Origin of the sequence: Actinosynnema sp. NPDC059797 (genome assembly GCF_042732085.1) — a bacterium.
Classification (GTDB): Bacteria; Actinomycetota; Actinomycetes; order Mycobacteriales; family Pseudonocardiaceae; genus Actinosynnema.
In genome coordinates this window covers 1-26,237 of the sequence record NZ_JBHWIE010000089.1, presented here as the reverse complement: position 1 = coordinate 26,237, position 26,237 = coordinate 1, and the positions used below count along the sequence as shown (strand labels likewise).

At 72.2% G+C, this 26,237-nt stretch carries 27 protein-coding genes; 13 read left to right on the top strand and 14 right to left on the bottom strand.

Going from position 1 to position 26,237, the window contains the following annotated elements; translation table 11 throughout:
• Positions 1–46 precede the first annotated feature (46 nt).
• Together sucB and lpdA are read right to left on the bottom strand one after the other, a co-directional pair.
• Positions 47–1,786, bottom strand: a complete 1,740-nt coding sequence (gene sucB / locus ACFV4N_RS21105; RefSeq protein ID WP_499674263.1) for a 2-oxoglutarate dehydrogenase, E2 component, dihydrolipoamide succinyltransferase — start codon at positions 1,784–1,786, stop codon at positions 47–49.
• Positions 1,787–1,840: 54 nt separating this feature from the next.
• Positions 1,841–3,211, bottom strand: coding sequence for a dihydrolipoyl dehydrogenase (gene lpdA, locus ACFV4N_RS21100; RefSeq protein ID WP_499674262.1), 1,371 nt, complete (start codon positions 3,209–3,211; stop codon positions 1,841–1,843).
• 175 nt (positions 3,212–3,386) lie between these two features.
• On the opposite strand from lpdA, the gene ACFV4N_RS21095 reads away from it, so the two are divergent.
• Complete coding sequence (locus tag ACFV4N_RS21095; protein ID WP_499674261.1) at positions 3,387–3,707, top strand: oxidoreductase; 321 nt, start codon at positions 3,387–3,389, stop codon at positions 3,705–3,707.
• Positions 3,708–3,744: 37 nt separating this feature from the next.
• On the opposite strand, the gene ACFV4N_RS21090 is transcribed toward ACFV4N_RS21095, so the two are convergent.
• A complete protein-coding gene (locus ACFV4N_RS21090; RefSeq protein ID WP_499674260.1) occupies positions 3,745–5,241 on the bottom strand; it encodes a leucyl aminopeptidase in 1,497 nt (498 codons plus the stop codon).
• Between the two features lie 195 nt (positions 5,242–5,436).
• On the opposite strand from ACFV4N_RS21090, the gene ACFV4N_RS21085 reads away from it, so the two are divergent.
• Both ACFV4N_RS21085 and ACFV4N_RS21080 read left to right on the top strand, forming a co-directional pair.
• Positions 5,437–6,642 (top strand): APC family permease, encoded by a 1,206-nt coding sequence (locus ACFV4N_RS21085; protein ID WP_499674259.1) that lies wholly within the window; start codon positions 5,437–5,439, stop codon positions 6,640–6,642.
• Between the two features lie 75 nt (positions 6,643–6,717).
• Positions 6,718–7,821: a branched-chain amino acid aminotransferase gene (locus tag ACFV4N_RS21080; protein ID WP_499674258.1), complete on the top strand. Its 1,104-nt coding sequence runs from the start codon at positions 6,718–6,720 to the stop codon at positions 7,819–7,821.
• Here the strand turns inward: ACFV4N_RS21080 and ACFV4N_RS21075 are convergent.
• Genes ACFV4N_RS21075 through cobU form a run of 3 tightly spaced genes read right to left on the bottom strand, consistent with a single transcriptional unit; the run spans position 7,814 to position 10,165 of the window.
• Positions 7,814–8,515: an adenosylcobinamide-GDP ribazoletransferase gene (locus ACFV4N_RS21075; RefSeq protein WP_499674257.1), complete on the bottom strand. Its 702-nt coding sequence runs from the start codon at positions 8,513–8,515 to the stop codon at positions 7,814–7,816. The two genes, ACFV4N_RS21080 and ACFV4N_RS21075, sit on opposite strands and share 8 nt — an antisense overlap.
• A 58-nt stretch (positions 8,516–8,573) precedes the next feature.
• Positions 8,574–9,611 carry a nicotinate-nucleotide--dimethylbenzimidazole phosphoribosyltransferase gene (gene cobT / locus ACFV4N_RS21070; protein ID WP_499674256.1) on the bottom strand — a complete coding sequence of 346 codons (1,038 nt, stop codon included), beginning with the start codon at positions 9,609–9,611 and terminating at the stop codon, positions 8,574–8,576.
• On the bottom strand, positions 9,608–10,165 hold the full coding sequence (cobU, locus tag ACFV4N_RS21065; protein ID WP_499674255.1) for a bifunctional adenosylcobinamide kinase/adenosylcobinamide-phosphate guanylyltransferase: 558 nt from the start codon (positions 10,163–10,165) through the stop codon (positions 9,608–9,610). Before cobU ends, cobT begins: the two co-directional genes overlap by 4 nt.
• A 77-nt stretch (positions 10,166–10,242) precedes the next feature.
• On the opposite strand from cobU, the gene ACFV4N_RS21060 reads away from it, so the two are divergent.
• On the top strand, positions 10,243–10,443 hold the full coding sequence (locus ACFV4N_RS21060) for a hypothetical protein (RefSeq protein WP_499674254.1): 201 nt from the start codon (positions 10,243–10,245) through the stop codon (positions 10,441–10,443).
• A 162-nt stretch (positions 10,444–10,605) separates the two neighbouring features.
• Here the strand turns inward: ACFV4N_RS21060 and ACFV4N_RS21055 are convergent, their stop codons facing one another.
• Together ACFV4N_RS21055 and ACFV4N_RS21050 are read right to left on the bottom strand one after the other, a co-directional pair.
• Positions 10,606–11,592 carry an aldo/keto reductase family protein gene (locus ACFV4N_RS21055; RefSeq protein ID WP_499674253.1) on the bottom strand — a complete coding sequence of 329 codons (987 nt, stop codon included), beginning with the start codon at positions 11,590–11,592 and terminating at the stop codon, positions 10,606–10,608.
• Positions 11,593–11,656: 64 nt separating this feature from the next.
• Complete coding sequence (locus ACFV4N_RS21050; RefSeq protein ID WP_499674252.1) at positions 11,657–12,292, bottom strand: DUF3043 domain-containing protein; 636 nt, start codon at positions 12,290–12,292, stop codon at positions 11,657–11,659.
• A gap of 42 nt (positions 12,293–12,334) precedes the next feature.
• Between ACFV4N_RS21050 and ACFV4N_RS21045 the strand changes: the two genes are divergently transcribed.
• Both ACFV4N_RS21045 and ACFV4N_RS21040 read left to right on the top strand, forming a co-directional pair.
• Positions 12,335–13,351, top strand: coding sequence for a glycerate kinase family protein (locus tag ACFV4N_RS21045; RefSeq protein WP_499674251.1), 1,017 nt, complete (start codon positions 12,335–12,337; stop codon positions 13,349–13,351).
• A gap of 87 nt (positions 13,352–13,438) precedes the next feature.
• Positions 13,439–13,813 (top strand): HesB/IscA family protein, encoded by a 375-nt coding sequence (locus tag ACFV4N_RS21040; RefSeq protein ID WP_499674250.1) that lies wholly within the window; start codon positions 13,439–13,441, stop codon positions 13,811–13,813.
• Positions 13,814–13,927: 114 nt separating this feature from the next.
• On the opposite strand, the gene ACFV4N_RS21035 is transcribed toward ACFV4N_RS21040, so the two are convergent.
• Both ACFV4N_RS21035 and asnB read right to left on the bottom strand, forming a co-directional pair.
• Positions 13,928–14,098, bottom strand: a complete 171-nt coding sequence (locus tag ACFV4N_RS21035; RefSeq protein ID WP_499674249.1) for a hypothetical protein — start codon at positions 14,096–14,098, stop codon at positions 13,928–13,930.
• Between the two features lie 104 nt (positions 14,099–14,202).
• A complete protein-coding gene (asnB, locus tag ACFV4N_RS21030; protein ID WP_499674248.1) occupies positions 14,203–16,131 on the bottom strand; it encodes an asparagine synthase (glutamine-hydrolyzing) in 1,929 nt (642 codons plus the stop codon).
• Between the two features lie 192 nt (positions 16,132–16,323).
• Here asnB and ctaC point away from each other — a divergent pair, with 192 nt between their 5' ends.
• Together ctaC and ACFV4N_RS21020 are read left to right on the top strand one after the other, a co-directional pair.
• On the top strand, positions 16,324–17,259 hold the full coding sequence (gene ctaC / locus ACFV4N_RS21025; protein WP_499674247.1) for an aa3-type cytochrome oxidase subunit II: 936 nt from the start codon (positions 16,324–16,326) through the stop codon (positions 17,257–17,259).
• Between the two features lie 12 nt (positions 17,260–17,271).
• On the top strand, positions 17,272–17,688 hold the full coding sequence (locus ACFV4N_RS21020; RefSeq protein WP_499674246.1) for a cytochrome c oxidase subunit 4: 417 nt from the start codon (positions 17,272–17,274) through the stop codon (positions 17,686–17,688).
• Positions 17,689–17,757: 69 nt separating this feature from the next.
• On the opposite strand, the gene ACFV4N_RS21015 is transcribed toward ACFV4N_RS21020, so the two are convergent.
• Positions 17,758–18,423 (bottom strand): lysophospholipid acyltransferase family protein, encoded by a 666-nt coding sequence (locus tag ACFV4N_RS21015; RefSeq protein ID WP_499674245.1) that lies wholly within the window; start codon positions 18,421–18,423, stop codon positions 17,758–17,760.
• Positions 18,424–18,580: 157 nt separating this feature from the next.
• On the opposite strand from ACFV4N_RS21015, the gene ACFV4N_RS21010 reads away from it, so the two are divergent.
• The gene (locus ACFV4N_RS21010) at positions 18,581–19,648 is read left to right on the top strand and encodes a hypothetical protein (RefSeq protein ID WP_499674244.1); all 1,068 of its coding nucleotides are present in this window, start codon (positions 18,581–18,583) and stop codon (positions 19,646–19,648) included.
• Between the two features lie 119 nt (positions 19,649–19,767).
• Here the strand turns inward: ACFV4N_RS21010 and trpD are convergent, their stop codons facing one another.
• Genes trpD through ACFV4N_RS20995 form a run of 3 tightly spaced genes read right to left on the bottom strand, consistent with a single transcriptional unit; the run spans position 19,768 to position 21,675 of the window.
• The gene (gene trpD / locus ACFV4N_RS21005) at positions 19,768–20,823 is read right to left on the bottom strand and encodes an anthranilate phosphoribosyltransferase (RefSeq protein ID WP_499674264.1); all 1,056 of its coding nucleotides are present in this window, start codon (positions 20,821–20,823) and stop codon (positions 19,768–19,770) included.
• A complete protein-coding gene (locus ACFV4N_RS21000) occupies positions 20,823–21,233 on the bottom strand; it encodes a hypothetical protein (RefSeq protein ID WP_499674243.1) in 411 nt (136 codons plus the stop codon). The genes trpD and ACFV4N_RS21000 overlap by 1 nt, the downstream gene beginning before the upstream one ends.
• Positions 21,234–21,282: 49 nt before the next feature.
• Positions 21,283–21,675, bottom strand: a complete 393-nt coding sequence (locus tag ACFV4N_RS20995) for a hypothetical protein (RefSeq protein ID WP_499674242.1) — start codon at positions 21,673–21,675, stop codon at positions 21,283–21,285.
• A gap of 84 nt (positions 21,676–21,759) precedes the next feature.
• Here ACFV4N_RS20995 and ctaE point away from each other — a divergent pair, with 84 nt between their 5' ends.
• Genes ctaE through qcrB form a run of 4 tightly spaced genes read left to right on the top strand, consistent with a single transcriptional unit; the run spans position 21,760 to position 26,013 of the window.
• On the top strand, positions 21,760–22,368 hold the full coding sequence (ctaE, locus tag ACFV4N_RS20990; protein WP_499674241.1) for an aa3-type cytochrome oxidase subunit III: 609 nt from the start codon (positions 21,760–21,762) through the stop codon (positions 22,366–22,368).
• 44 nt (positions 22,369–22,412) lie between these two features.
• Positions 22,413–23,222, top strand: coding sequence for a cytochrome bc1 complex diheme cytochrome c subunit (gene qcrC, locus ACFV4N_RS20985; protein WP_499674240.1), 810 nt, complete (start codon positions 22,413–22,415; stop codon positions 23,220–23,222).
• Entirely contained in the window at positions 23,219–24,343 is a 1,125-nt protein-coding gene (gene qcrA, locus ACFV4N_RS20980; RefSeq protein WP_499674239.1) for a cytochrome bc1 complex Rieske iron-sulfur subunit, read from the top strand. Before qcrC ends, qcrA begins: the two co-directional genes overlap by 4 nt.
• Positions 24,340–26,013, top strand: coding sequence for a cytochrome bc1 complex cytochrome b subunit (gene qcrB, locus ACFV4N_RS20975; protein WP_499674238.1), 1,674 nt, complete (start codon positions 24,340–24,342; stop codon positions 26,011–26,013). Before qcrA ends, qcrB begins: the two co-directional genes overlap by 4 nt.
• The last annotated feature ends 224 nt before the right edge of the window (positions 26,014–26,237 follow it).

Here is a 26,237-nt window from a genome sequence, read left to right as displayed (position 1 = left end):
GCGAGGCCGCCCCCGGCGGTGCCGGGGGCGGCCTCGGGGGTGTTCTTTAGAGGCCGAGGTCGGCTTCGAACGCGCCTTCTTCCAGCCGGTTCTTGATGGTGGTCAGGAAGCGGCCCGCGTCGGCGCCGTCCACCAGGCGGTGGTCGTAGGTCAGCGCCAGGTAGGCCATGGAGCGGATGGCGATGGTGTCGTCGCCGTTCTCGTCGGTGACGACCACCGGGCGCTTCTTCACCACGCCGACGCCCAGGATGCCCACCTGCGGCTGCTGGATGATCGGCGTGTCGAAGAGGGCGCCGTTGCTGCCCAGGTTGGTCAGCGAGAACGTGCCGCCGGTCAGCTCGTCCGGGGTCAGCTTGTTCGCGCGTGCCCGGGAGGCCAGGTCGCCGATCTTGTGCGACAGGCCCGCCAGGTTGAGGTCGCCCGCGTTCGCGATCACCGCGTTGAGCAGGCCGCGCTCGGTGTCGATCGCGATGCCCAGGTGCTCGGCGCCGTGGTAGACGACCTCCTTCTTCTCCTCGTCGATGGAGGCGTTCAGCACCGGGTGCTGCTTGAGCGCCTCCACGGCGGCCTTGGCGAAGAAGGGCAGGAACGTGAGCTTGACGCCCTCGCGCTGCTCGAAAGCGGACTTGGCGCGGTTGCGCAGGCGGGCGATCTTGGTGACGTCCACCTCGAAGACCTGCGTGAGCTGCGCCGAGACCTGGAGCGACTCGCGGGTCCGCTGGGCCACGATCTGCCGCAGGCGGGGCAGCTTCTGCACGGTGCCGCGCTTGCCGCTGGTGTCGGCGGCGGGGGTGGCGACGCGCTGGGCCGGGGCGGACGCGGCCGGGGCCTGGGGCTGGGTCGGGGCGGCGGGCGCGGGGGCCTTCTTGGCCTCGACGGCGGCCAGCACGTCCTGCTTGCGGATGCGGCCGCCGACGCCGGTGCCCTTGAGCGAGCCCAGGTCGATGTTGTGCTCCGAGGCCAGCTTGCGGACCAGCGGGGTCACGTAGGGCGCGCCGTTGGAGGACTCCTCCTGGGCGGGGGCTTCCTGCGGAGCCGCCTGCTTCGGGGTCTCCTGAGGGGCGGGCTGCTCCTGCTTGGCGGGGGGCTGGGGGGCCTGCTGCTGCGGGGCCGCCTCCTGCTGGGCGGGGGCCTCCTGCTGCTTGGGAGCCTCCTGCTTCGGGGCTTCCTGCTGCTTCGGGGCGCCCGAGCCGATGACGGCCAGCCGGCCGCCCACCTCGACGGTCTCGTCCTCGCCGGCGGTGATCTCCAGCAGGGTGCCGGCCACCGGGGACGGGATCTCGGTGTCGACCTTGTCGGTCGAGACCTCCAGGAGGGGCTCGTCCACCTCGACCGAGTCGCCGACGGACTTCAGCCACCGGGTGACGGTGCCCTCGGTGACGCTCTCGCCCAGGGCGGGCATGGTGACCGGGGTGCCCTCGGCGTCCTGCTTCGGGGCCTCGGCCTGCGGTTCGGGCTGCGGGTCGGGGGTGGACTGCGGCTCCGGCTGGGCCTCCTCGGCGGGTGCGGCGCCGCCGCCCGAGGTGGAGTCGTCGGAACCGGCGTCCGAGCCGTCGCCGATGACGGCGAGTTCGGCGCCGACCTCGACGGTCTCGTCCTCCTGGGCGACGATCTTCTGGAGCACGCCCGCCGCGGGGGAGGGGATCTCGGTGTCGACCTTGTCGGTCGAGACCTCCAGCAACGGCTCGTCGACCTCGACGCGGTCACCCTCCTGCTTCAACCAGCGGGTGACCGTGCCCTCGGTGACGCTCTCGCCGAGTGCGGGCATTTGAACGGAGAAGGCCATCGTTCGCTGACTCCTCGTGCGTGGGTCGAAGTTCGGCTGACTGGGGTGCGACGGTCAGCCGTGCACGTGCAGCGGCTTGCCGGCCAAGGCGAGGAAGGCTTCGCCGAGGGCTTCAGTCTGGGTCGGGTGGGCGTGGATCAACGGCGCCACGTCCTCGGGGTACGCCTCCCAGCTGTAGATCAGCTGGGCCTCACCGATCAGCTCGCCGACCCGCTCGCCGACCATGGTGACACCGACCACCGGACCATCGGGCGCCTTCACGAGCTTGACGCCACCGGCGGTCTTCAGGATCTGGCTCTTGCCGTTGCCGGCGAGGTCGTAGACGAACGTCTCGACGGAGCCGTACTTCTCCTTGGCCGCGGCCTCGGACAGGCCCACCGAGGCGACCTCGGGCTTGCAGTAGGTGACGCGCGGGATGCCCGCCTCGTCGATGACCTTGGGGTTCTGCCCGGCGATCTCCTCGGCGACGAAGATGCCCTGCTGGAAGCCGCGGTGCGCGAGCTGGAGGCCGCGCACGATGTCGCCGACCGCGTAGACGCCGTCCAGGTTGGTCTTCAGGCGCTCGTCGGTGACGACGAAGCCGCGCTCGATCGCGACGCCGGCCTCCTCGTAGCCGTGGCCCGCGGTGTTGGGGCCGCGGCCGACGGCGACCAGCAGCAGGTCCGCCTCCAGCACGTCGCCGGACTCCAGGGTGACGGAGACGCCCGCGTCGTTCTGGGTGGCGTTGGTGAACTTCACGCCGGTCTTGAACTTGATGCCGCGGCGGCGGAACGCGCGCTCCAGCTGCTTGGACGCGTACTCGTCCTCGGCGGGGACCAGGCGGGGCAGCGCCTCGACGATGGTCACGTCGACGCCGAAGGAGGCCCAGACGCTGGCGAACTCGACGCCGATGACGCCGCCGCCCAGCACGATCGCCTTCTCCGGGATGAAGTCGAGGTTGAGGGCCTGGTCGCTGGTGAGGACCCGGCCGCCGATCTCCAGGCCGGGCAGGCTGCGGGCGTAGGAGCCGGTCGCCAGGACCACGTTCTTGCCGGTGTAGCGCTTGCCGTCCACCTCGACGGTCTTGTTGCCGACGAACGTGCCCGCGCCCTCGACCAGGGTGACCTTGTTGGCCTTGGCCAGGCCCTGGAGGCCCTTGTACAGGCGGCTGATCACGCCGTCCTTGTACGAGTTCACGCCCGCGATGTCGATGCCCTCCAGCGAGGACTTCACGCCGAACTGGTCACCCTCGCGGGCGTTGTCCGCGACCTCCGCCGCGTGCAGCAGCGCCTTGGTCGGGATGCAGCCGCGGTGCAGGCAGGTGCCCCCCAGCTTGTCCTTCTCGACCAGGATGACGGACAGGCCGAGCTCCGCAGCGCGGAACGCGCAGGCGTAGCCGCCCGAGCCGCCACCGAGGATCACGAGGTCGGCGGAGGTGTCGGTCACGGGATCTCCCTGGAGAGCTTGATGCCTTACTCCGCGCGGGTGCGCGCGTGTGATGGCCATCTTGTCACTACGGTGAGGACGACGGCGACGCGGTGTCCTCTTCGGAGGACTTGCCACCCTCTTCACCTCGGCGCCGGCACGATTGGGTGAAGGAGTGCCGTCAGGAGGTGACCGGGTGGGTCTGTTCGACCGTTTTCGCAGGAAGCAGCGCCCCGGCGTGCTGCGAGCGGCCACGTCCACCGACACCACCCACTTGGAGCAGTGGGCTTCGTCACGTCGTGGGGTGGAGGCGTACGTCGAGCCGAAGACGACCGTGACCGAGACCACGGTCGTGCTGGTCGCGCACGACGGTGAGTGGACGCGCCGGCGCATCGACGGCGAGGACGGCGCGCGGCGGCTGGCGAAGAAGCTGGGCATCCCGATCTACGACGCGGGCATCGTCGGGTACCCCAAGCGGATGCGCGAGTACTCGCGGCGCAAGGGCAACAGGGGCTGAGGGCGGCCCGGGGCGTCCCCGGGCCGCCGGTGTCCGCTCAGCCGTTCGCGGCGATGTCCGCCAGCACGGCGGCGATGGTGCGCACGGGCACGCCGGTGCCGCCCTTGGTGGTGTAGCCGTACGGGCCGCCCGTGTGGAACGACGGCCCGGCCACGTCGATGTGCGCCCAGGTCACGCCCTCGGCCACGAACTCGCGCAGGAAGATCCCGGCGGTCAGCATCCCGCCGAACCGGTGACCGGCCACGTTGGACAGGTCGGCCACGCGGGACTCCAGGTCGCCGCGCAGCTCCTCCGGCAGCGGCATGGCCCACGCCTGCTCGCCCACGGCGCGGCCCAGCGCGGCCACCCGGTCGCGGAACTCTTCGGTGCCCATGACGCCGGCGGTGCGCTTGCCCAGCGACACGACCTGGGCGCCGGTCAGCGTGGAGGTCTCGATCAGGTAGTCCGGTCCCTCCTCGCAGGCGCGCACGATCGCGTCGGACAGGATGAGCCTGCCCTCGGCGTCGGTGTTGAGCACCTCGACGGTCTTGCCGCCGTACATGGTCAGCACGTCGCCGGGCCGGTAGGCGGTGCCGGACGGCATGTTCTCCGCCATCGGCGCCCACGCGGTGACCTCCAGCGGGAACTTCAGCTTCGAGGCCAGCACCACGGAGGCGATCACGGCCGCCGCGCCGCCCATGTCCGAGGTCATCTCGTCCATGCCCAGCGCCGGCTTGATCGAGATGCCGCCGGTGTCGAAGGTGATGCCCTTGCCGACCAGGGCGATCTTCTTGGTCGCCTTCGGGCCGCGGTAGGTGATGCGGACCAGGCGCGGCGGGCGGCTCGACCCGCCGCCGACGCCGAGGATGCCGCCGAAGCCCTGCTTGCGCAGCGCCTTCTCGTCCAGCACCTCCACCTCCAGGCCCTCGGCCTTGGCCAGCGCGACGGCGCGCTCGGCGAAGGAGGCCGGGAACAGGTCGTTCGGCGGGGTGTTGACCAGGTCGCGGGTGGTGGTGACGGCCTCGGCGATCGCCGTGGACGCCTTCACCGCCGCCCGGTGCGCCCGGGTGGAGCCCCCGGCGGGCGCGACGAGGTCCACCCGCGCGACCGGGGCGTCGCCCTTGTCGGACTTGTAGGCGGTGAACGAGTAGGCGCCCATGACGGTGCCCTCGACGGCCGGGCCGAGGTGCAGCGCGGACAGCGCGGTCGCGGCGCGCTTCTTGCCGGCCAGGGCGCGGGCGGCGGCGCCGGACGCGCGGCGCACCTGGTCCTCGGCGACCGAGCCGTCGGCGGCGGGCTTGCCCAGCCCCACCGCGATCACCACCGGCGCGGTGATCCGGCCCAGTGCCGGCAGCGTCACGACCTCGTCCTGCCTGCCGGTCGCGCCCACGGCGCCGAGCACGTCGACCAGGCCGCCGTCGAACGCGGCGTCGACCGCCTCCGCCCCGCCGGCCAGGACGAGCCCTCCCGGGCCCTGGATGGTGCCCACCACGACGGCGTCGACGTTGGTGGTGCTCAGGTCACTGTCGGTGATGGCGAGTTTCGGGGCGGTCACTGCGGCTCCTCGACGGTCCTCCCGGCACTTCCTGGTCGTGCGTCGGGATGCGGAATTGATCGAGTCGAATGCTAAGGGGCTCGTTCCTGCACTTGGCGGCGGTACCTTCGATAGCGGGGAGTAACAATTAACACGTTCGGACGTAAGCCGCTTGGGCGTTAGCTGGACCTCTGGTCCATATGTCACCGTGTACCGGTGACAATCACGCCCCGTGCCGGCGCAGTGGTGCTCGCCCTCGGCGCGACCCTCGGGGTCGGGGTGCTCGCGGGCTTCGCCCCCGCCGCGGCCGCGGCGGGCCCCTGGTTCCCCGTCGCCCTGGTCCTCGCCGCGCTGACCGCGCTGTGCTGCGCGTTCTCCACCGCCGACCAGGCCCGCGCCTACCCGGACGCGCCCGGCGGCTACGCCTACACCCGCAACCAGCTCGGCCCGTGGCCCGCGCGCATCGGCGCGAGCGCCCACCTGGTCGGCCGCGCCGGGGTGGCCGCCGCGCTGGCCGGCGCGTTCGGCGCCTACGTCTTCCCCGAGCACCAGCTCGTCGCCGCGGTCGGCCTCCTCGTGGTGACCTCGGCGCTCGGCGCCTCGGGCTTCCGCTGGGGCACGGGGCTGAGCGCGGCCGCCGCCGCGGTGGTGCTCGGCGTGCTCGCGCTCGTGGTCGTGGTGTGCTTCGCCGTGGCGCCGCCGGACAACCCGGTCGCCACGGGCGGCGACCTCGGGTTCGAGGGCCTCATGAGCGCCGGGTCGCTGCTGTTCGTGCTGTTCACCGGGTTCGAGCGGATCACCGCGCCGCTGCCGGGCGACCGCGTGTTCAGCGCCCGCGTGCTGCGCTTCGCCATCCCGGCGGCGCTCGCGGTCGCGCTGGTGGTGTCGCTCGCCGTGGGCGCGGCGCTGCTGCGGCAGCTCGGCCCCGCGCGCCTGGCGCTGTCGCCCGCGCCGCTGCGGGACGCCCTGGTCGCCGCCGACGGCCGCGCGCTGCTGCCCGTGCTCGCCGCGGGCGCGGCGGTGGCCGCCGTGTCCTCGCTGTTCTTCGTACTCGGCTCGGCCCGCCGCACGCTCGCCGGCATGGTCGAGACCGGCGACCTGCCCCCGGTGCGCGCGGCCTGGCCGCTGGAAGTGGTGGTGGTCGCGTCGGCCGTGCTCGGCGTGGTCGCGCTGACGCCGGGCACCGCCCTCGCGGTCGGCGCGTGCGGCACGGCGTTCTACTACGGCTTCACGAACGCCTCGGCGCGCGTGCTGCTCCAGGAGGACCGCACGTGGCCGATGCGCACCGCGTGCCTGGGGCTCGGGCTGTCGGTGCTGCTGGCGATGAGCGCGCCCACGGAGGCGTTGGTCGTCACCGCCGCGGCGCTCGCGCTGGGTACCGGTCTGACCGCGCTGGGTCGGCTCCGGCAGCCGGTCGGGTAGCCCGACCGGATGGTCGGACGTCCGAGCGTCGGGACGGCGATTTTCCGATGTCCGCGCGGCGGCTAGTGTGCTGCCATGACGACAGCGTTGCCTTTCACCCGGACCCCCAACCCGCAGCCGGCGACCCCGGAGCGCGTTGCGGAGGTACTCGCGAAGCCGGGCTTCGGGCAGCACTTCACCGACCACATGGTGACGATCCGCTGGAACCGCGAACAGGGCTGGCACGACGCGGCTGTCGAGCCCTACCACTCGCTGGAGCTGGACCCGGCGGCAATGGTGCTGCACTACGGCCAGGCGATCTTCGAAGGGCTCAAGGCCTACCGCCTGCCCGACGGCTCGATCGCCTCCTTCCGCCCCGAGGCGAACGCCGAGCGCTTCCGCGCCTCGGCCCGCCGCATGGCGATGCCCGAACTGACCGACGAGCTGTTCCTGGGTTCGCTCCGGGAGCTGCTGGCCGTCGACGAGCGCTGGGTGCCCGAGGGCGGCGGCGAGGAGTCGCTGTACCTGCGGCCCTACCTGTTCGCCACCGAGCGCGGCCTCGGCGTGCGGCCGGCGGGGGAGTACCTCTACGTGCTCATCGCCTCGCCCGCCGGCTCGTACTTCACCGGCGGCCTGAAGCCGGTGACGGTGTGGCTGTCGACCGAGTACGTCCGCGCGGCGCCCGGCGGCACCGGCGCGGCCAAGTTCGCGGGCAACTACGCGGCGTCGCTGGTGGCGCAGGCGCAGGCCGCCGCGCAGGGCTGCGACCAGGTCGTGTGGCTGGACGCGGTGGAGCGCCGGTGGGTCGAGGAGATGGGCGGGATGAACCTGTTCTTCGTCCTCGGCTCCGGCGACGACGCGCGCGTGGTGACGCCGGAGCTGTCCGGCTCGCTGCTGCCGGGCATCACCCGCGACTCGCTGCTCCAGCTCGCGCGCGACTTCGGCCACGGCGTGGAGGAGCGCCGGATCTCCACCGAGGAGTGGGAGAAGAAGGCGGAGTCCGGCGAGCTGACCGAGGTGTTCGCCTGCGGCACGGCCGCGGTGATCACGCCGGTCGGGCACGTCAAGCACGCGGACGGCGAGTTCTCGATCTCCGGCGGCCGCACCGGCGAGGTCTCCATGAAGCTGCGCAAGCACCTGACCGGCATCCAGCAGGGCACGGTCGAGGACCGGCACGGCTGGCTGAAGAAGATCAACTGAGGCAGCAGACCGCCAGCACGGCGAGCGTGGCGGTCTCGCAGGCCGCGCCGAGCACGTCGCCGGTGATCCCGCCGAAGCGCCGGCGCGCGTGCCGGACGAGCAGCAGCACGAGCCCGGCCGCGAGCACCACCGCGGCCGGGCCGCGCCACGGGTGGACGAAGAACCCGGCCACCGCCAGCGCGACCCACCACCCGGCGGCCACCCACCGCGGCTGCGAGCCCGCCACCAGCGCGCCCAGCCCCTCGGACCGGGCCGCCGGGACGCCGCGCAGGCAGCACAGCGCGAACGCGGCCCGCCCGGCGGTCACCGCCAGCACCACCGCGCCCCACCCGGCCACCGGCAGGGCGGCGGCCTGCGCGCCCAGCACCACGACCAGCGCGACCACCGCGAACGGCCCCGCGCCCCCGTCGCGCATGACGGCCAGCGCCCGCTCGGGCGGCCCGTAGCAGCCCAGCCCGTCGACGGTGTCCGCGAGCCCGTCGAGGTGCATCCCGCGCGTGGCCAGCGCGAGGAAGCCCACCACGAGGAAGCCGCCGAGTAGCCCCGGCAGCGCGGTGAGCAGCCCCGCGGCGACCGCGCCGAGCAGGACGCCCACCAGCGGCGCGAGGGCGATGGCCCGCCCGGCCGCCCGCGCGTCGACGTCGCCGACGCCGCGGACGGGCAGCACGGTCAGCAGCGACAGCGCCAGGCGCATCAGGCGCGCCCCGTCAGGCGGGACCCCGTCAGGCGGGACCCCGTCAGGCGTGGCCCCATCAGGCGGGCCCGGAGATGCCCGCGCTGTCGAAGGTGGCCATCTCCGCCAGGACCCGCGTCGCCATGACCACCAGCGGCAGCGCCGCCACCGCGCCCGAACCCTCGCCGAGCCGCATGTCGAACTCCAGCAGCGGCTCCAGCCCCAGGTGGTTCAGCGCCAGCGCGTGCGCGGGCTCCGCCGACAGGTGCCCGGCCACCCACCACTCGCGGGCGCCCGGCGCCAGCTCCTCGGCGACCACGGCCGCCGCGCCGGTCACCACGCCGTCCAGCACCACGGGCGTCTTGCGCACCGCCGCCTGGGCCAGGAAGCCCGCCATCGCGGCGATGTCCGCGCCCGACGACCGGCCCAGCAGCGCCACCGGGTCGTTGATGACCGGCCGGGCGCGGCGCAGCGCGTCCCGGATCGCGGCGGTCTTGCGCATCCAGCCCCGGTCGTCGACCCCGGTGCCCCGGCCCACCACGGCCACCGGCTCGGACCCGGTCAGCGCGGCGATCAGCACCGCCGCCGGCGTCGTGTTGCCGATGCCCATGTCACCGGCGATGAGCAGGTCCGCGCCGCCGTCGACCTCGTCGTCCACGAGCTTGCGGCCGACCTCGATCGCGCGCTCGGCCTCCTCGGGGGTCAGCGCGTCCTCGCGGTCGATCGACCCGGAGCCGCGGCGCACCTTCTCGTCGCCCACGGCCGTGTCGGCGTCCACGGCCACGTCGACCACGCGCACCGTCGCGCCCGCCACGTTGGCCAGCACGTTCACCGCCGCGCCGCCCGCCAGGAAGTTGGCCACCATCTGCCCGGTGACCTCGCTCGGGTACGCGGACACGCCGTGCCGCGCCACCCCGTGGTCACCGGCGAACACGACCACCCGGGGTCGGGTGAACGGCCGCGGCGGGCACGTGCCCTGGCACGCGGCCACCCACGCGCCCAACTCCTCCAGCTTGCCGAGCGAGCCCACGGGCTTGGTCAGCACCGCGTGGCGGCTCACCGCCTGGCGGCGCGCGGCCCCGCTGGGCGGCTCGACGGGCGGGAACTCGATGGTCACCGACTACCTCCGGCTTCGCGCAAGTGCAGTGGGATCCCGGCGACGACCAGCATGACCTCGTCGCACACCTCGGCCAGCCGCGCGTTGAGCGAGCCGAGCTGATCGCGGAAGAGCCTGCCAGAGCGGGTCCCGGGCACGACGCCGAGGCCGACCTCGGCGGAGACGAGGACCAGCCGGCTGCGCGTGCCCCCGACCGCGCGCACCAGTTCGGCGCACTCCGCCTCGACCCGGCCGAGGCCGTGGCCCTCCCACGCGTCGGCGTCGTCCAGCACGCCGGTGAGCCAGGTCGCCAGGTCGTCGACCAGGATCGGCGGGTCGTCCGGGGTGGTGGCGGTGAGCAGGGCGGGCAGGTCGCCGGGCGCGGGGGCCTCCACCGTGGTCCACGTGACCGGGCGGCGGGCGACGTGCCGGGCGATCCGCTCGTCCCAGTCGGCGTCGTCCGGGTAGCGGCGCGCGGTGGCGACGTAGGTCACCACGGGGTCGGTGAGCAGGCCCTCGGCGTGGGCGGACTTGCCCGACCGCGCGCCGCCCAGGACCAGTGTCCGACGCGTCACACCACACCCCATCCGTTCGGCGAGCACATAGCCTGACCGGGAACGTTACCCGCAGGACATCCTGGGAGGAGGCCGTTGTGGAGTACCGGTGGCGGTACCAGGACGAGGAGGGCCGCGAGGTCCACGGCCCGGCCGTGGCGTTCGGCGACCAGACCGAGGCGGAGGACTGGTTCAGCGAGGCGTGGCCGGAGCTGCGGTCGGCGGGGGTGGCCCAGGTGACGCTGCTGCGCGCGGAGTCCGAGGTGTACGGACCCATGTCGCTCTCGCCGGCGGAGTAGGGCCATCGGGGATGCCCGTCGTGAGCGCGAATCGCTGACCTGCGAGAACGCCAGGGGGGCGGCACGCTCGTCCACGGCCTTCATCAGGTCTCGAAAAGACCCCGACCAGCGGTGAACCCGAACGGGGCACCCCGAGAGCGAGGTGCCCCGTCCCTCACGCGGTCACGGCGTGACGGTCAGGCGGGGGTCGGTCTCGACGGAGTCGCCGAGCACCTCGTCGATCTTGGCCAGCAGCTCGGCCTCCAGCTTCACGCCGGCGGCCTTCACGTTCTCGTGCACCTGCTCCGGCCGGGACGCGCCGATGATCGCGGACGCCACGTTCGGGTTCTGGAGCACCCACGCCACGGCCAGCTGGGCCAGCGACAGGCCGGCCTCCTCGGCCAGCGGCTTGAGCCGCTGGACCTTCTCCAGCACCTCGTCGCGCAGGAACCGGGCGATGAACTTCGAGCCGGTCTCGTCGGTCGCGCGCGAGCCCTCCGGCAGCGGCTGCCCCGGCAGGTACTTGCCGGTCAGCACGCCCTGCGCGATGGGCGACCAGACGATCTGGCTGATGCCCTCGCGCTCCGAGGTCGGCACGACCTGGGACTCGATGACGCGCCACAGCATCGAGTACTGCGGCTGGTTGGAGATGAACGGGATCTTCAGCTCGCGCGCGAGCGCCGCGCCCTGCGCGATCTGGTCCGCGTTCCACTCGGAGACGCCGATGTAGAGCACCTTGCCCTGCCGCACCAGGTCGGCGAAGGCGAGCATGGTCTCCTCCAGCGGCACGGTCCGGTCGAACCGGTGCGCCTGGTAGAGGTCCACGTAGTCGGTCTGGAGCCGCTTGAGCGAGCCGTTGATGGACTCCGCGATGTGCTTGCGCCCCAGGCCCTTGTCGTTGGGGCCGCCCGGACCGGTCGGCCAGAAGACCTTGGTGAAGATCTCCAACGACTCCCGGCGCTGCCCGGCCAGCGCGCGGCCCAGCACGGACTCGGCCTTGGTGTTGGCGTAGACGTCCGCGGTGTCGAACGTGGTGATGCCCGCGTCGAGCGCGGCGTGCACGCAGGCCGTGGCCTGCTCCTCCTCGACCTGGGAACCGTGGGTGAGCCAGTTGCCGTACGAGATCTCGCTGATGTTCAGGCCACTGCGGCCGAGGCGTCGGAACTCCATGCGGCAAGCCTAGTACAGGTCGTTCGGGTAGCTAATGAACTCTGGCCCCCGCCGGCCGGCTCCGTCAGACCTTCTCTCCGGGGCCCACGCGCGGCTTCGGGACGCGGAGGCGGCGGAGCTGGCTGGCCCGGATGAACGAGTACCAGCCGATCGACAGGCCTCGCGAGGTGTCGTTCGGGAACTTCAGCCGCACGCGCCGGGTGACCAGCCGGCCCAGCACGAAGCCCTCCACGATCATCGCCAGCAGCATGAACGTGGTGAGCAGCGTGGCGTACTGCTGGATCAGGGGTGACGGCACGAGCAGCGCGACGAACACCAGGATCGCCAGCGGCATGAACAGGCCCATGAGGTTGCGGCGCGAGTCGACCACGTCCCGGATGTAGGCCTTCACCGGGCCCCGGTCGCGCGGCAGCAGGTACTTGTCCTCGCCCGCCATCATGCGCTGCCGGCGCTCGGCGGCCGCGGCGCGGCGCTCTTCCTTGGAGACCTTGCTCCCGCGCGCCCTCTTGAACGCCTCGCGCTGGGTGCGGGGCGGCGGCGGCACGGGGCCGCGGCGCTTGCCCTCGGCCTCGCGGCGCTTGGGCGTGGGCCGACCCTTGCCCGGTGTGCGCCCGGGCTCCGCGGCCGTCACCTCCGGGGTGGTGTCCTCGGTGGTGGCGGTCTCGGCGGCTTCGTCGGCGTTGCGGCGCAGGAACCTCACCTCACCAGAGTAGGAGATGGGTCGATAAGTACTGTTCGCGAGGTGCGAGTTGTGATCGCCCCGGACTGCTTCGGCGGCACGCTGACCGCCCGCGAGGTCGCCGAGGCCGTGGCCGAGGGCTGGCGCCGCGCCGCGCCCGACGACGAGCTGAGCCTCCGGCCGCTGGCCGACGGCGGCCCCGGCTTCGTGGACGTCCTGCACGCCGCGCTCGGCGGTGTGGTCCGCACCACCACCGTCACCGGCCCGCTGGGCGACCGGGTCGAGGCGAGGTGGCTGGAGCACGAGGGCACCGCCTACCTGGAGTCCGCCCAGGCGTGCGGCCTGCACCTGATCCCGCCCGACCTGCGCCCGAGCGCCGCCGAGACCGCCACCACCAGGGGCGTCGGCGAGCTGCTCAACGCCGCGCGGGACGCGCGCACCATCGTCGTGGGCCTCGGCGGCTCGGGCACCACGGACGGCGGCGAGGGGATGCGCGCGACCGCCGGCCCCGTCACCGCCAGGCTGGTGGTCGCCTCGGACGTGGAGAACCCGCTGCTCGGCCCGCACGGCGCGGCCCGGGTGTTCGGACCCCAGAAGGGCGCGTCGCCCGAGGCCGTCGAGCGCCTGGAGGCCCGGCTCGCGGCCATGGCGGAGCTGGCGGACGTGCGCGACCGGCCCGGCGCGGGCGCGGCGGGCGGCCTGGGCGCGGGGCTGATGGCGCTCGGCGCGACCACCGTGTCCGGCGCGCGCCTGGTCCGCGAGCTGACCGGCCTCGACGCGGCGCTCGACCACGCCGACCTGGCCGTCACGGGGGAGGGGAGCTTCGACTGGCAGTCGCTGCGCGGCAAGCTCGTCACCGCCGTGGCCGCGGGCGCGGCCGAGCGCGGCCTGCCGTGCGTGGTGCTCGCCGGGCAGGTCTCGGTCGGCAGGCGCGAGGCGGCGGCGGTCGGCGTCCAGGACGCCCACGCGGTCGCCGAGCACGCCGGCTCGGTCGAACGGAGCCTGGCGGACCCGGCGGGCACCCTCGCCGACCTGGCCGCACACGTCGCGAGGCAGTGGTCACACCCCCGCACCGCCTAGCTGTGGGACCATGGAAGACGGAACAAAGCGGGTGCTGCCCGTGTTGCCCGGGTAGAGATGCCCGCAAAGGACCTCTGAGGGAGAGCCATGACGACCGCTCAGGACGCCGCAGCCACCACTCCGGACGCCCCGCCGACCCACGGTGTGACGCTCACCGACGCGGCGGCCGCCAAGGCCAAGGCGCTGCTCGACCAGGAGGGGCGCGACGACATGCACCTGCGCATCGCCGTCCAGCCCGGTGGCTGTGCCGGTCTGCGCTACCAGCTGTTCTTCGACGAGCGCACGCTGGACGGCGACGCCCTGCGCGACTTCGGCGGCCTCAAGGTGGCCGTCGACCGCATGAGCGCCCCGTACGTCGAGGGTGCGGTGATCGACTTCGTGGACACGATCGAGAAGCAGGGTTTCACCATCGACAACCCGAACGCGGGCGGCTCCTGCGCCTGCGGCGACTCGTTCCACTGATCGAGCGCTGAACCGCTGAACGCGGAAGAGGCCCCCGCTCCGGCGGGGGCCTTTCGCGTGTCGGGGAACCGGTGGGACGGGGCCGGCGGAGGCCTCAGACCAGACCCGGAGCCGTCAGACGTACGCGTCCAGGTCCGCGACCTGCGCGTAGTTCGCGTCGTCCACCTGCCAGGGCGCCGCGGCGCCCGGCTCGGGCGGCGTCGCCCCGCTCACCCGCAGCTCCTCGGGGAGCGCGGTGCAGTCGTCGATCAGCTCGGCCAGGGTGTCCGCCTCAGGGGTGCTCACCCGGACGACCGTATTCGTGCGAACCGCTTGACAACCGCCGTCCCGGGCGGAAGGCCCCCCCTAGGGCCCGGCGCGCGGCGGGGGCGGGCCCTCGCGGGCACGGGTCAGAGCTTGACCGGGTAGTGCGGCTCGGGGATGGCCGGGCGGATGCGGCCCTCGACGAAGATCCCGTGCCAGATCATGAACATCAGCAGCGCCCAGATCCGGCGGCTGTTGTCCGCCACGCCCGACCGGTGCTCCTCGATGACCCGCAGCACGCCGTCCTTGTTGATGTACTGGTCGGTCTGCGACTGGCGCACGTGGTCGACCGCCCAGTCGTGCATCTCGTCCTTCAGCCAGTGCCGGATCGGCACCGGGAAGCCCAGCTTGCGGCGGTTGAGCACGTGCGCGGGCACGATGTCGCGGATCGCCCGGCGCAGCGCGTGCTTGGTGGTCTCCCGGGTGAGCTTCAGCTCCGACGGCACCTGCGAGGCGATCCGGAACACCTCGTTGTCCAGGAACGGCACCCGCAGCTCCAGCGAGTTCGCCATGGTCACCTTGTCGGCCTTGACCAGGATGTCGCCGCGCAGCCAGGTGAACAGGTCGACGTGCTGCATCCGGGTCACCGGGTCCCAGTCCGCCGACTCGCGGTACGGCTGGGCGGTCACGTCCTGGTGCGACACGTTCGGGTCGTAGGTGCGCAGCACCTGCCGGAGCTGGTCGTCCATGAAGATGCGGGCGTTGCCGTAGTAGCGCTCCTCCAGGGTCAGCGCGCCCCGCCGCAGCAGGTCCTTGCCGCGCACGCCCTGCGGGATCTTCGTGGACACCTTGCCCATGGCCTTGCGCAGCGCGCCCGGCACCTTGTCGAACGGCGCCAGCGACAGCGGCTCGCGGTAGATCGTGTAGCCGCCGAACAGCTCGTCCGCGCCCTCGCCCGACAGCACCACCTTCACGTGCTGCCGCGCCTCGCGCGCGATGAACCACAGCGGCACCAGCGCCGGGTCCGCCACCGGGTCGTCCAGGTACCAGGTGATCAGCGGCAGCGCGTCCATCATCTCCTGCGCCGTCACCGCCCGGACCACGTGCTTCACGCCGATCGCGGCGGCCGACTCGGCGGCCACGTCGATCTCCGAGTAGCCCTGCCGCTGGAAGCCGGTGGTGAACGTGATCAGGTCCGGGTTGTGCTCCTTGGCCAGCGCCGCGACCACGGTCGAGTCGATGCCGCCGGACAGGAACGAGCCGACCGTCACGTCCGCGCGCATGTGCTTGGCCACCGAGTCCCGCAGCGCCTCGGTGATCTCGTCGTACAGGCGGTCCTCGTCGGCCTGGCCGCGCACCGCGCGGGGCCGGAACGTCGCCGGGAAGTACCGCTCGACCACCGGCTCGCCACCCGGCGTGACCGTGAACGACGTGCCCGACTCGATGCGGTGAACGCGGCTGTGGAGGGACTCCGGCTCGGGCACGTACTGGAGGATGAAGTAGTGCTGGAGGGCCTTCTTGTCGACCTCCGGCCGGATGCCGATGGCGGGCGCCAGCTCCAGCACGGACTTCTTCTCGCTGGAGAACGCCACGCCGCCCGGCCCGGCCGCGTAGTACAGCGGCTTGATGCCGAACGGGTCGCGCGCGCCGAAGACCACGCGCCGCGCCTTGTCCCAGATCAGGAAGGCGAACATGCCCCGCAGCTTCGCCACCGCCGACGGGCCCCAGTAGTGGTAGGCCGCCACGATGGTCTCGGTGTCGCCGTCGGTGGCGAACCGCGCGCCGAACTGCTTGGTCAGCTCCGCCCGCAGCTCCAGGTAGTTGTAGATCTCACCGTTGAACAGGATCGCGTACCGGCCCTGCGCCTCGGGCGGACCCCAGTGCAGCGGCTGGTGGGAGTGCTCGATGTCGATGATGGACAGGCGGTTGAAGCCGAAGACGACCTCACCGCCCTGCCACGTGCCGCTCTCGTCGGGGCCGCGGTGCCGCATGCAGCGCAATGCCCCCGCCACCGCCGAGCGCGCTCGCTGTGCCTCGTCTTCGCCAGGGCAAACCAGTCCTACCAGGCCGCACACGCCGTAACACCTTTCGAGTCGTGTGGAGAAGAACCCAGTATGCCGGGGGCGCTCCGTGTGACCGAAACTGCACCACACGGGTGCGGCCCCCGAGGGGTGGGCCCCATGGAGCTGGGTTACGCTCCCGCATGATCCGGCAAGGGCGGTTTCCCCTTGCCCGCGAGCTTGAAAGCAGCGAGGAGGCGGCGAGCAGTGGGCCTGAAGGAGGGCACCAGGGCAGCCCGGCTGGCGAAGGTCGGAGGGCTGGTCGGCCTGGTCGGCGTCGGGGCCACGGGTTGCTCCACGGAAGAGGTGATGCGCTTCGGCTGGCCGGTTGGGGTCACCCCCCAGGCCGAGGCGATGCGCGAGCTGTGGACGTGGTCCGTCGTCGCCGCGCTCGCGGTCGGCGTCATCGTGTGGGGCCTGATCCTCTGGTCGGTGGCGTTCCACCGCAAGAAGAGCGATGAGCTGCCGCGCCAGGTCGCCTACAACCTGCCGCTGGAGATCGTCCTGGTCGTCGTGCCGACGATCATCGTCGCCGTGCTGTTCTACTTCACCGCGGTGACGCAGAACTACGTCATCCGGGAGACCGACGACCCCGACGTGACCGTCGACGTCATCGGGTTCCAGTGGAACTGGGAGTTCCGCTACCCGGAGTACAAGCTGGAGGACAACGCCGAGCTGCCGGTGAGCACCGTCGGCACGTCCGGCGAGATCCCCCTGCTGGTGCTGCCGCAGGGTCGCTCGATCCGGTTCAACCTGGAGTCGACGGACGTCATCCACTCGTTCTTCGTGCCGGAGTTCCACTTCAAGCGGGACGTGTTCCCGGAGCCGAAGAAGAACAACCAGGACAACTCGTTCGAGATCGAGCGGATCGACCGGACGGGCTCGTTCGTCGGCCGCTGCGCCGAGCTGTGCGGCACCTACCACGCGGTGATGAACTTCGAGGTCAGGGCCCTGGAGCAGGGTGACTTCGACCGGTACATGGACCTGCGGAAGCAGACCAACGAGGCGACCGGCCAGCCGTACACGGCGGCCGAGGCGCTGACCGAACTGGACTGCGGCGAGCTGTGCACGCCGTACGCCGTGACCACCAAGCCCTTCGACACCGACCGCGACGTCCGCGAGGCGTCCGGCGGCGGGAACTAGGAGGACGCCGCGATGAAGGTCGAAGCACGCATTTTCGACTTGGTGATGGCGTTCTCGTTCCTGATGGCCGTCGTGTACGGCTACTGGACGTGGGCGGACACCGGCTTCGTCGAGCCCACCGGCACGGTGGCGCTCGCGCTGACCGGCGGCCTGGCGCTGATCGTGGGCACGTACTTCCGGTTCGTCGCCCGGCGCATCGAGGTGCGCCCGGAGGACAACGCGGACGCCGAGGTCAGCGACGGCGCCGGTGAGCTGGGCTTCTTCAGCCCCGGCAGCTACTGGCCGATCGGCCTGGCCGCCGCGGCGGCGCTGGCGGGCATCGCGCTGGCGTTCTGGCACGTGTGGATGCTGGTGATCGCGGTCGTGCTGGTGCTGATCGCGGTCGGCGGCCTGGTGTTCGAGTACCACACGGGGCCGAGCCACGACTGAGGTCTCTCGTCCGAAGAGGGCCGTCACCCGAACGGGGTGGCGGCCCTCTTCGTCGTTCGCGCCCGGCGCTCAGGCCGCCTGCGTGTTCTGGTAGCTGTCCACGTACTCCTGCCCGGACAGCTCCAGGATCCGGTAGACGACCTCGTCGGTGACCGCGCGGAGCACCGGCAGCGACTCCTGGAGGCCCGCGTAGCGGTCGAAGCGCAGCGGCTCGCCGAACCGGACGGTCACGGGCCGGACCCGGGGCAGCCGCGCGTCCACCGGCTGGACCTCGTCGGTGCCGATCAGCCCGACCGGGACGACCGGCGCGCCGGACTCCAGGGCCAGGCGCGCGACGCCCGTGCGCCCGCGGTGCAGGCGGCCGTCCAGCGACCGCGTGCCCTCCGGGTAGATGGCGAACGCCCCGCCGTCCTCCAGGACGGCCTTGGCGGTGTCCAGCGAGGCCCTGGCGGCCCGGCCGAGGCCGCGGCGCACGGGGACGTGGCCCAGGGAGCCGAAGAAGTAGCGGGAGAGCGCGCCCTTCACGCCCTTGCCCTCGAAGTACTCGGCCTTGGCGAGGAAGGACACGCGACGCGGCACCACCATGGGGATGACGATGCTGTCGATGAACGAGAGGTGGTTCGGCGCCAGGATGACCGGGCCGGTCGCGGGGAGGTTCTCCAGGCCTTCGACCGAGGGCCGGTAGATCAGGCGCGCCGTGGGCGCCACCACGCGCTTCATCACCGTGTAGAGCATGTGCTCAGCATGGACCCAGCCCGTCTGACCGGGGCGAAAAGGTGTTCCGCGTCTCGCGCGCGGGGTGTGGCCGCCGGTGCGCGGTGGTAACACCGGGCCGAGCGTCACCGACGATCCGGTGACACCGCCGGCCCCGACTGCGAGGTCCCGATCCGTCGTGCGGCTCTACCTGTGGTTACGCGCCCTGCTGTACGGGGCCTGGAGCTTCCTCAGGGGCAACGCCCTGCTCCTCGTGATCTGCTCGCTGGGCACCCTGCTCCTGCTGCGGGAGGTGCTGGGCTCCCTCGCCGACCTGCTCCAGGTGCTCCAGGCCGGCGGGTGGCCCCTCCTGCTCGTCGTGCCGGTCCTCACGGTGGGGCTGGCGCTGCTGCTGAAGCAGCTCGTGCCCGGGAACGGCCCCCGCGGGCGGCGGCGGCGCAGGCCCCCGGTCGACCGGCGGCAGGTCGCGGCGGGGGTGGTGCTGCTCCTCCTCGGCGCCGCCCTCACGGCGCCGCACGCCCTCCGGGTCGCGGCCTCCTCGACCGCGCCGCCCGTCGCCGCGCCCGAGCCCTCCCCGGCGCCGACCGCGGAGCCCTCCCCGGCGCCGTCCCCGACCCCGTCCGGGGTGGCGGTGCCCAGGGGGTCCTGCCCCCTCCCGGACCCCACGGACCCGGCGCTGCCCGCCGTCGAGGTCAGGGTGGTCTACTGGTGCCACGGCGAGGTGCTGACCCCGGGCGGGGTCGATCCCCTCAACTACCAGATCAAGGTCCGGCCCAGGCTGGTCAACAACACCACCGGGCCGATGTCGGTGTCCATCGGCAACCCCAGCGCCATCCGGCTGCTGGTGGAGGGCCCGCAGGTCGATCAGCGCTGGTCACCGCCGCCGCTGACGGCCGGTGGTGGCGACCGGCCGCTGCTGGTGGAGTGCGACGGCAAGAAGTTCTGGGGCATCCCGCCGAACCTGCCCCGCGACGCCGTGCTCGTCGGCGACGCGTACTCGGGGTTCGCGACGTCCTGGCAGCACACGACCCTGGAGCCCGGCCAGGTGGCCTTCTCGCCGCTGCGGTCCACCGCCGGGGGAGCCCCCGTCCAGGAGGGGAACCTGGTGTTCCAGGTGCCGCTGGAGGACCAGGAGGCCGTGATCTACGGCTTGGCGGTCGTCGACCCGGAGCGGGGCAACGCGGTGCGCGGCCTCGCCCGGTTCGACGAGGACTGGGGTCGGAAGCTGCACCCGGCGGCGTTCTAGCGGGTGTTCCGGCGCGGGCCGTGCCGGGCGGGCCGTGCCGGGCGGGGGGTACCCCGCCCGGGGCTCCAGGAGCCCGGCGTCACCCTCGGGACCAGCGTCCCAGGAGCCCCGTGTCGCCCTCAGGAGCCCAGTGTCGCCTTCAGCTCCGTCGACCGGGCCGCCCACCGCCGCAGCAGGTCCGCCGCCGCGCCGGAGTCGATCGCCTCGCCGGCCCGCCCCAGCGCCGCCACCAGGTCCGCCTCCAGGTCGCCGGACAGCCCGCCGTGGGCCGCGATCGCGCCGGCCGCGTTGAGCACCACCGCGTCGCGCACCGCGCCCGGCTTCCCGCTCACCAGCTCCCGCACGACCTCGGCGTTCACCGACGCGTCCCCGCCCTTGAGGTCCTCGGGCAGCGCCGGCGGCACGCCCAGCCGCGACGGGTCGATCCGGTCCCGCCGCACCTCGCCGCCGTCGACCACCCACACCGCGGTCGTGGTCGTGGTGGTGATCTCGTCCAGGCCGTCGTCGCCGCGCACGACCAGCGCCGTGCTGCCGCGGCGCGCCAGGACGCCGGCGATGAGCGGCGCCGCGTTCTCCCGCGCGCACCCGATCAGGCCCACGCGGGGCTGCGCCGGGTTCGTCAGCGGCCCGAGCAGGTTGAACACCGTCGGGATGCCGATCTCCCGGCGGGGCGCGCCCGCGTGCCGGAAACCGGGGTGGAACACCGGCGCGAAGCAGAACCCGATGCCCAGCTCGGACACGGTCTGCTGCACGCCCAGCGGCGGCAGGTCGATGGCCACGCCCAGCGCCTCCAGCACGTCCGCCGTCCCGCACTGGGACGACGCCGCGCGGTTGCCGTGCTTGACCACCGGCACCCCGGCGGAGGCGGCGACCAACGTCGCCATCGTCGAGATGTTCACCGAGCCCGAGTGGTCACCGCCCGTGCCGACGATGTCCGCCGCCCGGCCGGGCACCTCGAACCGCCGGGCGTGGTGCAGCATCATCTTGGCGAGGCCGTCGACCTCCTCGGGCGTCTCGCCCTTCGCGCGCAGCGCCACCGCGAAGCCCGCCACCTGCGCCGGGGTCGCCGCCCCGGTCATGACCTGGTCCATCGCCCACGACGTGTCCTCCTCGGACAGGTCGGTGCCGGCGATGAGCTGGTTCAGCAGTAACGGCCAGGTGCGCTCCACGGCGATCAACCGCGCACGACCGGCAGCGCCGACGAGCGCAGCACCTCGGCCACGGTCTCGGCGGCGGCCAGCGGGTCGAGCGGGTGCACGAGCACCGCGTCCGCCTGCGACCACGTCGCCAGCCACCGGTCGTCCTTGCGGCGCACCGCGACCACGATCGGGGGGCAGTCGGTGATCTCGTTCTTCAGCTGCCGCGACAACCCCATGCCGCCGGTCGGCTGCGCCTCGCCGTCGAGGATCGCGAGGTCGACGCCACCGTTGTCCACCTCGTACAGGACGTCGGCGATGGTCCCCACCTCGACGTACTCGACGCGGCCCAGGTCCGGCGCCGGCCGGCGGCCCACGGCGGTGATGATCGTCTCACGCACCTCGGGGCGGTGGCTGAACACCAGGATCCGGGTCTTCTGCGTGCTCATCTCGCGTCCTCCGGCGGGTCGGGTGCCAGGTGACGGAGATGTTATCCGGCTAACCCGCTGTGACCTGAAGCGCATCCCACCCGATCCAGTCGCCGCCCAGCCGCTGCGCCAGCCCGGCCATCCTGGCCCGTTCCTGCGCGCAGTGCAGCGCGTCCAGCCGCTGCACCCGCAGGGCGTGCACGCGGTCGCCCACGCGCAGCTCCCAGCCGTCCGGGGTGAGCAGCTCGCGGGCGCGTTCGACCTGGTCAGGGGGCAGTTCGAGGTGGTGCCGCAGCACGGCGGGCTCGTCGGCGCGCCACCCGGGCGACCGCGCCAGCGCCGCCGAGTCGGCCTCCGCGAGGTCGAACGCCTCCACGACCACCACCAGTCCGGGTGAATCGATCCGCAGTGCCGGTTCACCCCCGCCGCGCAGCCGTTCGCGCAACCGGCTCAACAACCCCATGACCGCACCCACCCGCCCGTGTGACCCAGATGACCAGCGCACCCGCCCGGACCCGATGGGCGGGGCGAAAACCTGCAAGCAATAATGCGTCGTGTGACAACGGCAGCGCCCTCAATCGGCCAGCGCGTGCACTCGCTGAACCGCCCGAACATGGTCAGCGTCGGCACGATCGTGTGGCTGTCCAGTGAGCTCATGTTCTTCGCGGGGCTCTTCGCCATGTTCTTCACGGTGAAGGCCCAGAACGAGGGTCCGTGGCCCCCGCCGCCCACGCACCTGAACGTGCCCTACGCCCTGGTGTTCACCACCATCCTGGTGGCGTCCTCGTTCACCTGCCAGTGGGGCGTGTTCGCGGCCGAGCGGGGTGACGTCTTCGGGCTGCGCCGCTGGTACCTCCTGACGCTGATCATGGGCGCGATCTTCGTGGGCGGCCAGGCGTACGAGTACGTCCAGCTGGTCGAGCACGGCACCACCATCCCCGGCTCGGCCTACGGCACGGTCTTCTACCTGACGACCGGCTTCCACGGCCTGCACGTGATCGGCGGTCTGATCGCGTTCGGCTACCTGCTGGTCCGCACGAAGCTGAGCAAGTTCACGCCCGCGCAGGCGACCTCCGCGATCGTCGTGTCCTACTACTGGCACTTCGTCGACGTCGTCTGGATCGGCTTGTTCGCCGTCATCTACATCGTGCCCTGACCAGCAAGAACCCCGAACTCACACCAGCAAGGGTTGCCGCACACATGACCACCAACACCACACGGGCCCGGAAGCGCAGCACCAAGCTGCGCAGGCGGATCTCGGGCCTGCTCGCGCTGGGCTTCGCGCTGCTGTCCGCGGGCTTCCTGTTCAGCGCCCTGGCGCCGCAGCCGCAGACCGCGGTGGCACAGGACGACCCGGCGCAGGTGCGACTGGGCGAGCAGCTCTACAACAACACCTGCATCAGCTGCCACGGCAAGAACCTCGACGGCGTCGAGGGGCGCGGCCCGAGCCTGATCGGCGTGGGTGACGCCGCCGTGTACTTCCAGGTCTCGTCCGGCCGCATGCCGCTCGCGCGGCAGGAGGCGCAGGGCCTGCGCAAGCCCACCAAGTTCACCCCCGAGCAGATCGACGCGCTCGGCGCGTTCATCCAGTCCCGGGGCGGCGGCCCCCAGACCCCCGAGGAGACCGGCGCCGACCTGCGCGGCGAGGACCCGGCCCGGGGCGGCGAGCTGTTCCGCCTGAACTGCGCGGCGTGCCACAACTTCACCGGTCGCGGCGGGGCGCTGTCGTCCGGCAAGTTCGCACCCGAGCTGGAGGGCGTGACCGAGGCGCAGATCTACACCGCGATGCTCTCGGGCCCGCAGAACATGCCGAAGTTCTCCGACCGGCAGCTCACGCCGGAGGAGAAGCAGGACATCATCGCTTACATCAAGTCGGTGTCCGACGGGAACAACAACCCCGGCGGCGCCCCCCTCGGCGGCCTCGGGCCGGTATCGGAGGGTCTGATCGCGTTCATCGTGGGTATCGCCGCCCTGATCGGCGTGACCCTCTGGATCGGAGCCAAGGCATGAGCGGCGAGAAGCCGACCAACCTGCCCAGCGAGGCGGAACTCGCCGGGATGAGCAGGGACGAGCTGGTCAAGCTCGGCACCAACATGGACGGCGTGGAGATCGTCCACTACGAGGAGCGGTGGCCGGTCAAGGGCACGCGCGCCGAGAAGCGCGCCGAGCGCCTGGTCGCCCTGTGGTTCCTGATCTCCGCGCTCTCGGGCATCGCGTTCCTCGTCGCCTTCATCTGGTGGCCGTGGAAGTACGAGACCCCGCGCACGGACGCGCACTTCCTGTACAGCCTGTACACGCCGATCATCGGTCTCACCCTGGGCCTGGCCGTCACGGCGCTGGGCGTGGGCGCGCTGCTGTACACGAAGAAGTTCATCCCCGAGGAGCTGGCCGTCCAGCAGCGCCACGACGGCGGCTCGGCCGAGGTGGACAAGGCGACCGTGCTGGCCGAGCTGGCCGACGCGGGCAACCGCAGCACCATCGCCCGCCGGTCGCTGATCAAGCGCACCGCGGGCCTGGGCGCCGGCGTGTTCGGCATCGGCGTGGCGGCGCTGCCGCTGGGCAGCCTCATCCGCGACCCGTGGAAGGACAGCGACAACAAGGACTCGCTGTGGCACACGGGCTGGAAGTCGGAGAACGGCGAGAAGGTCTACCTGCGCAACTACACGGGCGACCCGCACGAGGTGCAGCTCGTCCGCCCGGAGGACCTGGACGCCGGCGGTTACATGACCGTCTTCCCGTTCCGCGAGTCCGAGCGCGACGACGAGCACGCGCTCATCATGGCGACCAAGCGGGTCGACAACCCGGTCCTGCTGCTGCGCTTCCGCCCCGGTCAGCCCATCGTCAAGCGGGCCGGCCAGGAGGACTTCAACTACGGCGACATCTACGCCTACTCGAAGATCTGCACCCACCTGGGCTGCCCGGCGTCGCTGTACGAGCAGCAGACCGGTCTGCTGCTGTGCCCGTGCCACCAGTCGCAGTTCGACGTCTTCCACTACGGCAAGCCGCGCTTCGGCCCGGCGACCCGCGCCCTTCCCCAGCTTCCGATCACGGTGGACGAGGACGGATACTTGATTGCCCGCAGCGACTTCATCGAGGCTGTGGGTCCGGCGTTCTGGGAGCGTAAGTCATGAGCGGCATCACCACGCCGACGAAGCGGCAAGGGGCGGCTGCCCGGGTGGCGGGTGGCGCCGCGAAGTGGGCTGACGACCGCTTCCACATGGCCTCGGGCATGCGGAAGCAGCTGAACAAGGTCTTCCCGACCCACTGGTCCTTCCTGCTGGGCGAGATCGCCCTCTACAGCTTCATCATCCTGCTGCTGTCCGGCACGTACCTGACGTTGTTCTTCGATCCCTCCATGGAGGAGATCATCTACGACGGGACGTTCCAGAACCTGCAGGGCATCCCGATGTCCCGCGCGTACGAGTCGACCCTGGAGATCTCGTTCGACGTGCGCGGCGGCCTGTTCGTGCGGCAGGTCCACCACTGGGCGGCCCTGCTGTTCATGGGCGCGATCGTCGTCCACATGTTCCGGATCTTCTTCACGGGCGCGTTCCGCCGCCCGCGTGAGATCAACTGGGTCATCGGCATCGTGCTGTTCATGCTGGGCGCGATCGAGGGCTTCCTCGGCTACTCGCTGCCCGACGACCTGCTGTCCGGCACCGGCCTGCGGGTGATGGCGGCCCTCCTGCTGTCGATCCCGGTCATCGGCACCTGGCTGAACTGGGCCATCTTCGGCGGCGAGTTCCCGGGCACCGAGATCATCCCGCGGTTCTACACGCTGCACATCCTGGTCATCCCGGCCATCATCCTGGCCCTGGTCGCGGCGCACCTGGCGCTGGTCTGGTACCAGAAGCACACCCAGTTCCCAGGCGTGGGCCGCAAGGAGACCAACGTCGTCGGCGTGCGCATCATGCCGGTGTTCGCGGCCAAGGGCGGCGGCTTCTTCGCCATCGTCGTGGGCTTCACCGCGATCATGGGCGGCGTGTTCCAGATCAACCCGATCTGGAACCTCGGCCCGTACAACGCGGCGCAGGTCTCGGCGGGCTCCCAGCCCGACTGGTACATGGGCTGGACCGACGGCCTGGTCCGCATCTGGCCCGCGTGGGAGCTGTACCTGGGCAACTACACGGTGCCCGAGCCGTTCCTGCCGTTCATGCTGGGCCTGCCGCTGCTGACCGGCATCGCCGCGGCGTACCCGTGGATCGAGCGGAAGCTGACCAAGGACTACGCGCACCACAACCTGCTCCAGCGCCCGCGCGACGTGCCGGTCCGCACCTCGCTGGGCGCCATGGCCATCACGTACTTCATGGTGCTGCTGGTCATGGGCGCGAACGACATCTTCGCGTACAAGTTCGACGTGTCGCTGAACGCGACGACGTGGATGGGCCGCATCGGCCTGCTGGTGCTGCCGCCGCTGGCGTACTTCCTCACCTACCGGCTCTGCATCGGCCTCCAGCGGGCCGACCGCGAGGTGCTGGAGCACGGTGTGGAGACCGGCATCATCAAGCGCCTGCCGCACGGCGAGTTCATCGAGGTCCACCAGCCGCTGGGCCCGGTGGACGACCACGGCCACCCGCTGCCGCTGGAGTACCAGGCCGCGCCGGTGCCGAAGAAGATGAACAAGCTGGGGTCGGCCGGGCACCCGGTGCCGGGCAGCTTCCTGACCCCGGACCCGCAGGAGGAGACGGCGGCGCTGGCCCGTGCGCGGGCCGAGCGGGGCGTCTCGGCGAACGACGCGCTGAGCGGCGAGAACGCGTCCGCGGCCGAGCTGGCCGGCAAGCCGGCGCAGCCCGAAGCCTGACCTGACGCACAAGGGCCCGGCACCCCCGGTGGGTGCCGGGCCCTCAGCCATCCACCCCGCGAGTCGTACGTCCAGGCCGACCGTGTCGTACGTTCAGGACCCCCGAATTCAACGCTCAGGTACCCCTGCGCAGGCCCGCGGGGGGTCGCGAACGTTTAATTGGGGGGTGCTGGGGGTTGGTCCCAGTGGTGCTGGGCGTACGACTCGCGAGGTCTGGGCGTAAC